General features: G+C 47.9%; 11 protein-coding genes. 6 read left to right on the top strand and 5 right to left on the bottom strand.

The annotated features are described in order from the left end of the window. Positions 1–246: 246 nt before the first annotated feature. From Q0238_RS06520 to lolA, 5 genes are all read right to left on the bottom strand, one after another. Complete coding sequence (locus tag Q0238_RS06520) at positions 247–1,011, bottom strand: hypothetical protein (protein ID WP_297944124.1); 765 nt, start codon at positions 1,009–1,011, stop codon at positions 247–249. Between the two features lie 95 nt (positions 1,012–1,106). Further along, complete coding sequence (gene hemC, locus Q0238_RS06515) at positions 1,107–2,036, bottom strand: hydroxymethylbilane synthase (RefSeq protein ID WP_297944122.1); 930 nt, start codon at positions 2,034–2,036, stop codon at positions 1,107–1,109. Beyond that, positions 2,033–2,485: an FxsA family protein gene (locus Q0238_RS06510; RefSeq protein ID WP_297944120.1), complete on the bottom strand. Its 453-nt coding sequence runs from the start codon at positions 2,483–2,485 to the stop codon at positions 2,033–2,035. The genes hemC and Q0238_RS06510 overlap by 4 nt, the downstream gene beginning before the upstream one ends. A 65-nt stretch (positions 2,486–2,550) precedes the next feature. Then, positions 2,551–3,111 carry a low molecular weight protein-tyrosine-phosphatase gene (locus tag Q0238_RS06505; RefSeq protein ID WP_297944119.1) on the bottom strand — a complete coding sequence of 187 codons (561 nt, stop codon included), beginning with the start codon at positions 3,109–3,111 and terminating at the stop codon, positions 2,551–2,553. Between the two features lie 6 nt (positions 3,112–3,117). Continuing rightward, positions 3,118–3,630 (bottom strand): LolA-like outer membrane lipoprotein chaperone, encoded by a 513-nt coding sequence (lolA, locus tag Q0238_RS06500; RefSeq protein WP_297944117.1) that lies wholly within the window; start codon positions 3,628–3,630, stop codon positions 3,118–3,120. A gap of 122 nt (positions 3,631–3,752) precedes the next feature. On the opposite strand from lolA, the gene secA reads away from it, so the two are divergent. The 6 genes from secA to Q0238_RS06470 form a co-directional block, all read left to right on the top strand. Continuing rightward, positions 3,753–6,371 carry a preprotein translocase subunit SecA gene (gene secA, locus Q0238_RS06495; protein WP_297944115.1) on the top strand — a complete coding sequence of 873 codons (2,619 nt, stop codon included), beginning with the start codon at positions 3,753–3,755 and terminating at the stop codon, positions 6,369–6,371. Between the two features lie 732 nt (positions 6,372–7,103). Further along, on the top strand, positions 7,104–8,294 hold the full coding sequence (locus tag Q0238_RS06490) for an ABC transporter permease (protein ID WP_297944113.1): 1,191 nt from the start codon (positions 7,104–7,106) through the stop codon (positions 8,292–8,294). Positions 8,295–8,634: 340 nt separating this feature from the next. Beyond that, entirely contained in the window at positions 8,635–8,769 is a 135-nt protein-coding gene (locus tag Q0238_RS06485; RefSeq protein ID WP_297944111.1) for a hypothetical protein, read from the top strand. 320 nt (positions 8,770–9,089) lie between these two features. Then, positions 9,090–9,947: a bifunctional methylenetetrahydrofolate dehydrogenase/methenyltetrahydrofolate cyclohydrolase FolD gene (gene folD / locus Q0238_RS06480; RefSeq protein WP_297944109.1), complete on the top strand. Its 858-nt coding sequence runs from the start codon at positions 9,090–9,092 to the stop codon at positions 9,945–9,947. Then, entirely contained in the window at positions 9,948–10,793 is an 846-nt protein-coding gene (lepB, locus tag Q0238_RS06475; protein WP_297944107.1) for a signal peptidase I, read from the top strand. A gap of 9 nt (positions 10,794–10,802) precedes the next feature. Further along, positions 10,803–10,933, top strand: a 131-nt coding sequence (locus Q0238_RS06470; RefSeq protein WP_297944126.1) for an RpiB/LacA/LacB family sugar-phosphate isomerase, incomplete at its 3' end; no start/stop codon positions are given.

Genomic DNA, 10,933 nt, shown 5'->3' with positions numbered 1-10,933 from the left:
CTGCGCCATCTCGCCTTTTGATTCTAAATTTAGCGCAACGCGGCGCGCTTTGGCGGCGCTTTGTTTAAATTTAGACTTCAAAAAATTTTTAAAATTCTTTAAAAATTTACGGCATGCAGAATTTACAGATTGTCTGTTTAAATTTAAAATTCACGCGATTTTTGATCGGCGGTGCGGTTAAGGCGCCGGTATCGCTTTTAAATTTAGATTGCCGCGAAGCTACAAACTCGCTTGCGGCGCGGCTTTTTATGTGGTTTTAAAAAGATACCAATTCGGCGCAATTTTTTCTATCATTATAAACTCGCTAGGGCTCATTTGCGGCAGATCCGCCTCATCTTGCACTCGCAAAAAGCCCACGGAGTTATCGGTGATCCCGCCGATGAGCAGCATAAATCTTTTGCCGCTCGTCTCGGCGTGAGAGAGATGCAGGCTTTTGATCTCCGCCTTTGCGCGCTCGGACTCGCCGCTAGCGTAAAGCTCGTAAATTTTCTCAAATGCCGCTAGGTTTCGCTTACCGAACTCCATAAGCTCTTTATCGGGCGCTAAGATTAGCTTTAAATTTACGATGTCTGCATCAGTTCTTTGCTCAAACTCCCGTTTTTGCGCCTCGTTAAATTTTTCATATTCGCTTACGATAGCCTCAATAATAGCGGTTTGCACTAAAACACGCACGGCGTAGATCCCATCCTCCTTAGTATAGACGTAAAGATCGAAGTGCTTCTCTTTAGAGCCCAAAAATACGTGAAAAATCTCGCTAAATTCGTCGCTGCGTCCAAGCGGAGTGACCGTGATTTCGCTATAATTATCCGCCGCGTAGAATTTGCGCTTTAAATAGCTTCTCATCTCGCCTTTAAAATAAAGATTTTTATCGAAGTTTGCGTCGCTAAACAGCGAGCGGACAAGCTCCTCATTGGGGCTGGCGTTTAGGCTTAACGCGTAGCTTGCGCAAAGTATGAGCGAAGCAAAAATTTTTGAAAATCCTGCCGTTTTAAAAGATCTGAATAAGCTCAAAATTTAGCCTTTTGAAATTTTGTAAATTTAAAAAGTTCATAAATTCTGGAAGTTTTAAAATTTTGCAAATTTTAAAACTCCGTAAATTTCGCTTTTTATAGGCTTGCCATCTCTTCGGCGCGCGTGAGAAGCTGCTTTGCACCCTTTTCGATAAAAACTCGCGCGAGCTCCGCGCCTACGCTTAGGTATTGCGATTTTTGCGCGATGATGCTTTGGTGGATGCTCTCGCTGCCGTCGGGTAGGCCCACGATCGCGCTGATGTGGATATTTTCGCCCTCAAGGCGCGCGTTGATGCCGATCGGCACTTGGCAGCCGCCCTCCAAAACCCTGACAAAATCCCGTTCCACGGTCGTTTCGATAATCGCGCGTTCATCTTTTAGAAATTCTATCGCGCGCAGGATTTGCGGCTCGTCCACCGCCTCGATGCCGAGCGCTCCTTGCCCCATCGCAGGGATCATCTGCGAGACCTCAAAGGGCGCTACGTGCTTTACCTCGGCGCGTAAATTTAATCGGTTGATGCCCGCCATCGCCAAAATGATCGCGTCGAATTCCCCGTCTTTGAGCTTTCGCAAGCGAGTTTGGACGTTGCCGCGCAAGGAGATCACCTCTAAATCAGGCCGCATGCTAAGCAGCTGCATCTTGCGGCGAAGGCTCGTGGTACCGACTTTTGCGCCGCGGGGTAGCTCGCCGAATTCGGCGTATTTTTCGCTAATCATCGCATCGCGCGCGTCCTCGCGAGCACAGATCGCCGCTAGCACGAGTCCTTGCGGAAACTCCACGGGCACGTCTTTTAGGCTATGAACGGCTATGTGTGCTTCGCCGCGAAGCATACTCTCCTCAAGCTCCTTTGTAAAAAGCCCCTTGCCGCCGATCTTCGCAAGCGGCGTGTCTAAAATTTTATCGCCTTTGGTTTTCATGCTTTTTAGCTGTGCTTGGATGCCGTGGGCGTTAAGCAGCGATGCGATATGCTCGCTCTGCCACAGCGCAAGCACGCTGCCGCGCGTAGCGATGATCAAATTTTTCATTTTTTCTCTCCTATGCTTTTTCGAATCTCGATTTCGTTCTCTTCGATCACCTCAACGTCGATTACATCGTCGCCGTGGGCTTTGCGGCGCCAAAATTTTTGTTCGCTTTTTTCGGAATTTTCGCTGCTAGCGTTAAATTTAGGCACGTCGCTGGTGACGCAGTAAAACGACGCAGTGATTATGCAAACGCCCAAAATATCGCCGAAAATGCCAGGTGCAATGAGAAAAACGCCGCCTACGACGAAGCCCACGCCGCTTAAAATTTCTTTCGGCGAGATTTTCATTAGATTAAAAAAGCCCATCCACGAGCGGTTTGCTACGACGTAACCGCCTAAAATCGCGCTTATGACGATCTCCACCGCATACGCCGCGAAGCCGTTTGCGCTTACGAAATAATAGGTCGTAAATGCCTCAATTATCAGATATGGAACGATCAAAAGCCTAAACATATTTTTCCTTGAATTATCGCTTTAAATCGCGCCTCTTTAAAGACGCTAAAATTTAATCGCGGATTTTAGCAAATTCCGTCTGAATTTTTAATGTATCGCAAGAGCCCCTCGCAGCCGCGTTTTATGTCCGCATAGCAGCGCTCGAAATCGCGCGTGTAGTAGGGATCGGCAATTTGTAGGTGTTCGGAGCCGGTTAAATTTGAATTGGCGCCTTTTAAATTTAAGCCGGTTTGCTTTGCTGGGCCTTTAAAATTTCGCGCATCGCAGCTTGCAAAATTTTCCCCTGCAAATTCCAAAAGAAATTTTACCTTAGCCATATCCTTGCCGCGAAAAATTCGCCCCAGCGAGCGCATGTTCTCATCATCCATGCAAAGTATGAGATCGTAACGCTCGTAGTCTGCGGGCGTAACCTGCATGGCGTGATGCGCTACGAGCGGTACCTTTTGCTCTTTTAGCACGCGCTGCGTTTCGTAGTAGGGCGGCGAGCCGATCTCGTCGGCGTGCGTCGCCGCAGAATCTACGCTCACGCGCGCACTTAGACCACTTTGATTAATGAAATTTTGCATCACGGACTGCGCCATCGGCGAGCGACAGATGTTGCCGTGACAGACGAAAAGTAGCCTCACACGCGCCTACTGCGTGATGATGTCGTAGTTTTTCGGAATTGCGGGCTTGAAGATCGCATCGTTTACCGGCGCGTTTTTGCGGACGTTGCTTAGATTTATGACGACCTTATTGTCCATTTTATCGGTGTAGCTGATCTTGCTCGGCAAATCGCCCTTTAGCTCGATGAGATATTTCACGTCGTCGAAACTCGCCTCATAAACGCCGTTTTTATTTGGCTTTGCGTTCGCTAGGATCGCGGTTAAATTTGGCGTTTCTTTGATATTCGTGATGATAGCCTGCTCGAGTTCGGGCTCGATTACGACGACCTTTGTGAAACTAAAAAATATATTTTTTATCGTAGGGGTCTTATAATGCCACACGGCGTGCTCTTTCGTGGCGCTAAAATCGCCGCCGTAGCTGATTTTCGCATCGTCGCTCTGCACGGTTTGCGAAAAATTTGCGCTCAGAGTGTTGAATTCTATCCCGCTTGCGAATGCAAAAATGCAGCTTGCCGCTAAAGAAATAAGAGTTTTTTTCATAAATTTTGCCTTTATTTTTGAAAATTTGCGCGTATTATAGCCGTTTTTCTAGGATTTAATTAAATAGAAACTAAAAATATGTTAATATGCGCGATTAAAAATTTTAAAAGTAAGGTTCGGTAATGTTTAAAAAGGTCATTCACGGGATTTTCGGCACTAAAAACGATAGGATCGTCAAACAATACGCCAAGCGTGCAGCGCAGATCAGTGCGCTTGAAGAAAACTACGCGGCAATGGACGATGCGACGCTTAAGGCGGAATTTGAAGCGTTAAGAGCGCAAGTTCGCGCGGGCGAAAAGAGCACGGACGACGTGCTTAACGAAGTGTTTGCTATCGTGCGAGAGGCGGGCAAAAGAGTGCTAAATATGCGCCACTTCGACGTTCAGCTGATAGGCGGTTTGGTGCTAAACGACGGCGCGATTGCCGAGATGAAAACGGGCGAAGGAAAGACCCTCGTAGCGACTTTGGCGGTAGTGCTAAATGCGATGGAGGGCAAGGGTGTGCATGTCGTAACCGTAAACGACTACCTAGCTAAGCGCGATGCCGCACAGATGGGCGAGCTATATGAATTTTTAGGGCTTAGTACCGGTGTGATCGTAGGCGGAGAATACGATGACGCCAAGCGCAAGGCTGCATACGCGTGCGACATCACCTACGGCACAAACAACGAGTTCGGCTTTGACTATCTGCGTGATAATATGAAATTTAGCGCGGATGAAAAGGTGCAGCGCGGGCATCATTTCGTAATCGTAGACGAGGTCGATAGTATTTTAATCGATGAAGCCAGGACGCCGCTCATCATCTCGGGCCCTACGAACCGCACCCTAGACGGCTACATCAAGGCAAACGAAGTGGCGCGTGCGATGATCCGCGGCGAGGCGCCAGCCGATCCAAAAGGCAAGGCGACGGGCGATTTTACCGTAGATGAGAAAAACCGCGCCGTTTTGATCACGGAGGCAGGAATTTCAAAAGCTGAGAAGCTTTTTGGCGTCGATAACCTCTATAGTCTCGAAAATGCCGTGCTTAGCCACTACCTTGATCAAGCACTTAAGGCGAATTATCTATTTGAAAAGGATGTGCACTACGTCGTGCGCGACGGACAGGTCGTAATCGTGGATGAATTTACGGGGCGTCTGAGCGAGGGTCGCAGATTCAGCGAAGGCTTGCATCAGGCGCTTGAAGCCAAAGAGGGCGTGCAGATCCAAGAGGAGAGCCAAACTCTTGCCGACATTACCTTTCAAAACTACTTCCGACTTTATGAGAAGCTCGCCGGTATGACGGGCACGGCGCAGACGGAGGCAACGGAATTTGCTCAAATTTACAAACTCGAAGTGGTCTCGATCCCTACAAACGTGCCGGTCATCAGAAAAGATCAAAACGACCTTATCTACAAGACTGAGCGCGAAAAATTTGATGCCGTCATTGGTGAGATCAAGCGGCTAAATTCCAAAGGCCAGCCCGTGCTCGTGGGCACGGCGTCGATCGAAAAGAGCGAGAAGTTGCACGAGCTTTTGGTTAAAGAAAACATCGCGCACTCCGTGCTAAACGCCAAAAATCACGAGCGCGAGGCGCAGATCATCAAAGACGCGGGCGTAAAGGGTGCCGTAACGATCGCTACGAATATGGCGGGACGTGGCGTGGATATCCGCATAGACGATGAAGTGCGCGCTTTGGGTGGGCTGTATATTTTAGGTACCGAGCGCCACGAAAGTCGCCGCATCGATAATCAGCTCCGCGGACGAAGCGGGCGCCAGGGCGATCCTGGCGAGAGTAGATTTTTCTTAAGCTTGGAGGATAACCTGCTTAGAATTTTTGGCAGCGACAAGATCAAAAATATCATGGATCGCTTAGGTTTGAAAGATGGCGAGCATATCGAATCAGGCATGGTTTCGCGCGCAGTAGAGAACGCGCAGAAAAAGGTCGAGAGCTTGCATTTTGAAGCGCGTAAAAATATCCTAGAATACGACGACGTCGCAAACGAGCAGCGCAAAACGATCTATAAATATCGCAACGAGCTTTTGGATCCCGACTACGATCTGAAAGATAAAATCATTCAAAACCGCGAGGAATATATCTCTAGTGTGCTTGAGGAGCTTGAAATTTTCGACGGCGTAAATATCAAAGAGGTCGATAAATTCCCGATTGTCGCCAAAATCGCTCAAGAAACGGGCGAGGTACTCGAAAATAGCGAGCTTGAGAAGGTCGATGATTTCAAAGAGCTGAAAGAAAAGATCATCGGCGCGCTTGCCGTTTCGTATGAAAACAAGATGTCGCCGATCGATCCGCAGCAACGCAAAAGTATCGAAAAGATGCTTTATCTGCAGATCGTCGATCGCGACTGGAGAGAGCATCTGTATCAGATGGATATCCTAAAGGCGGGCATCGGACTTCGCGGCTACAACCACAAAGACCCGCTTACCGAGTATAAAAAGGAGAGCTACAATCTCTTTATGGAGCTTGTAATGCGCCTCAAATCCGATAGTATCCGCTTGCTGCATTCGATCCAGTTCAAATCACAGGAGGAGATCGAAGCCGAGCGGCGCGCGATGCAGGAGCGTATGGAGAGCTCAAACGCCAAAGAACTCGCCGCCGCAAGCACGAATGAAGCGCAGCTAAAGGGCTCAGACGAGTTCGGCGACAAAAAGCCTAAGCGAAACGATCCTTGCCCTTGCGGCAGCGGCAAAAAATACAAAGACTGCCACGGCAAGGGCGGTCCGAAAAAAGGCGGCTTTGCGAGGTAGGCGCGGCGATCGATCGTAAGTACGCACGATCGGCGCTTTTTGATCTTGCTTTGCTTCTGTATTCAGCGCGTATGTCGCAGGCGAGAGCGTCATAAAATTTTAAAGGGGCTCGATCGCTAGGCGGCGTGGATAGAAATTTTAAAAGAGCTTGATGGTGAGGCCGCGCGGACGGCGCGCAAAGCTGCGCGATGGGGTGGAATTTTAGTTTTGAAATTTTAAAATTTCAAAGCGCGCCTGATGCTTTGCCGCATATTTTTCATAGCGCTGTTGCGGTGCGCCGTGTGGTAAAACGCAAGCCAATCAGCGCGTGATACTTAAATTTAGTGCGCAGCTAGGACACTGCGCGGCATTTGAAATTTTAAATTTATGCGACGCGGGCGAGCTTACAAGCGAAATCAGCCTTAAATTTTAAGAATTTCAAAATTCTAAAAAGTTTTAAATTTCTAAAATTTTAAAGTTTCGAGGCATTTGAAATTTTAAAATTTAGAATTCGGGTTTAAAATTTCAAAGTTTTGGCAAGACGATATGTTTGATTTGCCGTATCGGATATCTTGGGGCGAATTTCATTGCGTATAAATAGATTTCGGCGCGATTTTAAATTTCAAAGCAGGCTGGAGCTTCTATATTTGACGGCGCAAAACCTATTTTTGGAATTTTAAAATTCCAAAATACCTAAAATTTCACATAGAATTTAACGCTAAATTTTATGTGAAATTTTACAAGGACAGCTTTTTGGTAAAGTATTTATTATTCAAATATCTCAGATTCGACCGCTCTCAGCCCTTCATTACGCTTTCGGCGCTGCTTGCGTTCTTGGGCGTCGGCGTGGGGCTTACGGTGCTCATCGTCGCGATGGCGATAATGAACGGCTTTGATAAGGAATTTGAGCGCAAGCTCTTTACGATGAACTACCCGATCACGATCCATAGCCACTTTCGCGGCGGCATTTCAAAAGACGACGTGGAGGGGCTGCGGGCGGACTTTCCCGATCTGATCTTTAGCCCGTATATTAGCTCGCAAGTTATCGCCAAAAGCGGCGAGAAGCTCGAGGGCGGGCTGATTTTCGGCGTAAATTTAAACGACGAAAAGCGCATCAACTCCGTCGTCGCAGCAGGCGCCAAAGACGCCAATCTAACGGACTACGGCATCATGATAGGGCACGGGATCAAGGACGAGTTTATGCTGGATGAGGGCAGCAAGATCACGATGATCTTTACGAAGAGCGATCCGGGCGGCTTTGCGCTGATCCCTAAGATGAAGCGCTTTGATGTGCGCGCGGATTTCAGCTCTGGGTTGATCGCCTACGATAAAGCCTATTCCTACGCAGACGCGAGCGATCTAGCCAAAATTTTGGGCTACGACGAGGGGACATTCGACGGCGTACATGTTTTTTCAAACGATCCGTTTAAGGATCTGGAGCGTATCAAAAAAAGCCTCCCCGGCGGTGCTAGCGCCGTGGGCTGGTGGCAGCAAAACGGCAATTTTTTCAGCGCCCTTGCACTTGAAAAACGCGCGCTTTTCATCGTGCTGATGCTGATAATCCTGGTCGCGAGCCTAAATATCGTAAGTTCGCTTCTGATGACCGTGATGAATCGCCGCCAAGAGATCGCGCTTTTACTTAGCCTGGGCGCTAGCAAAAAGGAGGTTAAAAGGACCTTTTTTGCGCTCGGAGCCACGATCGGCGGCGGCGGCATCATATTCGGGCTCATTTTGGGCCTATTCGGCGTGTGGCTACTCGGAAGCTTCGACATCGTAAATCTGCCGGCCGACGTTTACGGAAGCTCGAAGCTACCGATGGAGCTCTCGCTAGGCGATTTGGTGATGATTTTAATCGGCGCAGTGGTTATCGTGGCGCTATCGTCGTGGTACCCGGCCAAAAAAGCCACGCAGATCGACGTGCTGCAAACACTGCGCAACGAGTAAATTTAAACGCGGCGCCTTTAAAATTTAGCTAAATTTTGAAATTTAGAGCGGCGCGGCTGTGTTCGGAGCGGTATTTTAGCGCGCGGGTGGAGACTGCGCGATCTTGCACAGCGCGTATCGCGTAAAATTGCACTAAATACGATTTGTGTCGCCAGAATTTTGATTTTTTCGTGAGATTGTAAGCTACATGGAGCCTAAATTTTGAATAAATTTGGTCGTTCAAATTTATTCAAAATTTTAAATTCTAAAGGGGAGCAAATTTTTAGAGCGCTTTTCTAAATTTTGTAAAATTTCAAAACCACTTAAAGATGAAATCATAAAAATTTTGAAAGGATTTATGGTGAAAAAGATCGTTTTATTTCTGTGTGCGATGCTATTTCTGTGCGGCTGCTCTAGGAGCGGGCCGCAAAACGCCCCCGAGCAAGATACGGCACCAAGCCATCATTATCATTATACAGGCTACTATTACGCATAGGATGGATATACCGCAACGAGCCGCGATAATAGGCATTTAACGACGGGCAAAAACAACATAGCAGTTCTTACTCGTCCGTGGATAAAAAAGGCTCAATTCCGCTATACTGGCTGTACGAACGCTGAAACCTGAGCGTGGCAACGCCAAGACGCCCATCCGCTTATGATGCGACGATAAAATTTCGGCTTGCTTAAACAGGCTTAAATTTAGGACGAAATTCTTTTTAAAATTCTTTCAAATTCCCATAAAATCCCGCTGAATAAATCTAAATTTTATAAATTTTAGGGTAACATTTGCCTTATTTTTCAAAAAGGCTTTAAATGACTTTAATCGACGGCAAAAGCATAAGCGCGAAGGTAAAAGAAGAGATCAAATCGGACACTTCGGATCTTGCCGCAAAGGGCGTAAAGCCCGCGCTGGCGGTGATTTTAGTAGGCGATGATGCGGCGAGCAAGACCTATGTCGCGAGCAAGGAAAAAGCCTGCGCCACCTGTGGGATCCGATCCGTAGCGCACCGCTTGAGCTCCGACGTGGGCGAGGCAGCGCTTTTAGAACTGATAGAAAATTTAAACGAGGACGAAAGTATCGACGGCATTTTGGTGCAGTTGCCGCTTCCAAAACATATCGATACGAATAAAATTTTAGAAAAAATAAGCCCGCAAAAGGACGTGGACGGATTTAGCGCGATAAACGTAGGCAAGCTTACTAGTGGGCTTGCGGACGGTTTTGTGCCTTGCACTCCGCTTGGCGTGATGCGCCTACTTGAGGAATACGGCGTGCAGATAGTGGGTAAAAACGCCGTCGTGCTAGGCCGCAGCAATATCGTAGGAAAGCCGATGGCAAGCCTGCTGCTAAATGCCGACGCCACCGTCACTATCGCTCATAGCAAGACGAAAAATTTAAAGCAGCTTTGCGCAGACGCCGACATTTTGGTTGCCGCGGTCGGCAAGGCGCATTTTGTGGGCGCCGATATGATAAAACAAGGCGCGGTGGTGATCGATGTGGGGATTAATCGCGGCGGCGACGGCAAGCTAAAGGGTGACGTCGATTTTGATGCGGTAGCGCCAAAATGCTCGTTCATCACGCCCGTGCCCGGAGGCGTGGGGCCGATGACGATTGCGATGCTTTTGAGCAATACGATAAAATCGGCGAAAAATCGCTTAAGGCAAAGAGTCTAAATGAAAATACTAAGCAAAATTTATCACTTTTTATCGAGTTGGACGGGGACGGTCATCGTCGTTTTATTCGTCATTCTTTTTGTGGCGCAAGCCTTCGTGATCCCCAGCGGATCGATGCGCTACACGCTTTTGGAGGGTGATTTTTTATTCGTTAAAAAATTTAGCTACGGCATCCCGACTCCGCATATTCCGTTTGTAGAGTGGCAGGTAGCTCCTGATAGCGACGGAGATGGGCATATCATCCGTGGCGAGGGTCCGAAGCGCGGTGATATCGTGGTTTTTCGCTATCCGCTTAATGAAAAAATGCACTTTGTAAAGCGAAATTTTGCCGTAGGTGGCGACGAGGTGATATTTGATCTGAATAATTTCTACCTTCGTCCGCATGAAGGCGACGAGTTCATTGCTGCGAACTATGATGCTCGCGACATTGTGATTTTAGGTGGCGAAAAATACGTTAAAGAGCCCTATAAATTTAAAGGCATTCACTACGACCCTAATGCTAGAAACTCGATGCTAACAAATGTCAAAATCGCACTTGAGAAGGGTGAATTTTCTATGAAGCCCATTAGTTTAAGTGAAATTCCTCATAGCTTCGAAGCTGCGGGGATAAGCTTCAATGCCTTTTACATCAAAGTGCCGCAGGATGAGTATTTTATGATAGGCGATAATCGAAATAATTCCGCCGATAGCCGCTTCTGGGGTCCGGTACCTTATCGTCTGATCGTCGGCAAGCCATGGTTTACATATTTTAGTATCGATGCCGATCGCAAGATCCGCTGGGAGCGAATCGGGCGCTTCGTCGATACCTTGCAAAACGACGAGAGCCTAATCTATGAGCAAAAATAAGGAGCGGCAATGCAAATAAATAAAATTTTCATAGCGAGCGATCATGCGGGCTTTCGTGCCAAGGAGCAAGCCAAAAAAGCGCTCGCCGCTTTAGGTTACGAAGCGGTCGATCTTGGCACGCATAGTGCCGAAGCGAGCGT

It is taken from the genome of uncultured Campylobacter sp. (assembly GCF_938045775.1).
Taxonomy (GTDB): Bacteria; Campylobacterota; Campylobacteria; order Campylobacterales; family Campylobacteraceae; genus Campylobacter_B.
This window is presented reverse-complemented; position numbering and strand designations above follow the sequence as displayed.

Excerpts from the sequence above, each read along its gene's own strand:
- hemC (WP_297944122.1), bottom strand. The coding sequence starts at position 2,036 with ATGAAAAATTTGATCATCGCTACGCGCGGCAGCGTGCTTGCGCTGTGG.
- Q0238_RS06510 (WP_297944120.1), bottom strand. The coding sequence starts at position 2,485 with ATGTTTAGGCTTTTGATCGTTCCATATCTGATAATTGAGGCATTTACG.
- lolA (WP_297944117.1), bottom strand. The coding sequence starts at position 3,630 with ATGAAAAAAACTCTTATTTCTTTAGCGGCAAGCTGCATTTTTGCATTC.
- secA (WP_297944115.1), top strand. The coding sequence starts at position 3,753 with ATGTTTAAAAAGGTCATTCACGGGATTTTCGGCACTAAAAACGATAGG.
- folD (WP_297944109.1), top strand. The coding sequence starts at position 9,090 with ATGACTTTAATCGACGGCAAAAGCATAAGCGCGAAGGTAAAAGAAGAG.
- lepB (WP_297944107.1), top strand. The coding sequence starts at position 9,948 with ATGAAAATACTAAGCAAAATTTATCACTTTTTATCGAGTTGGACGGGG.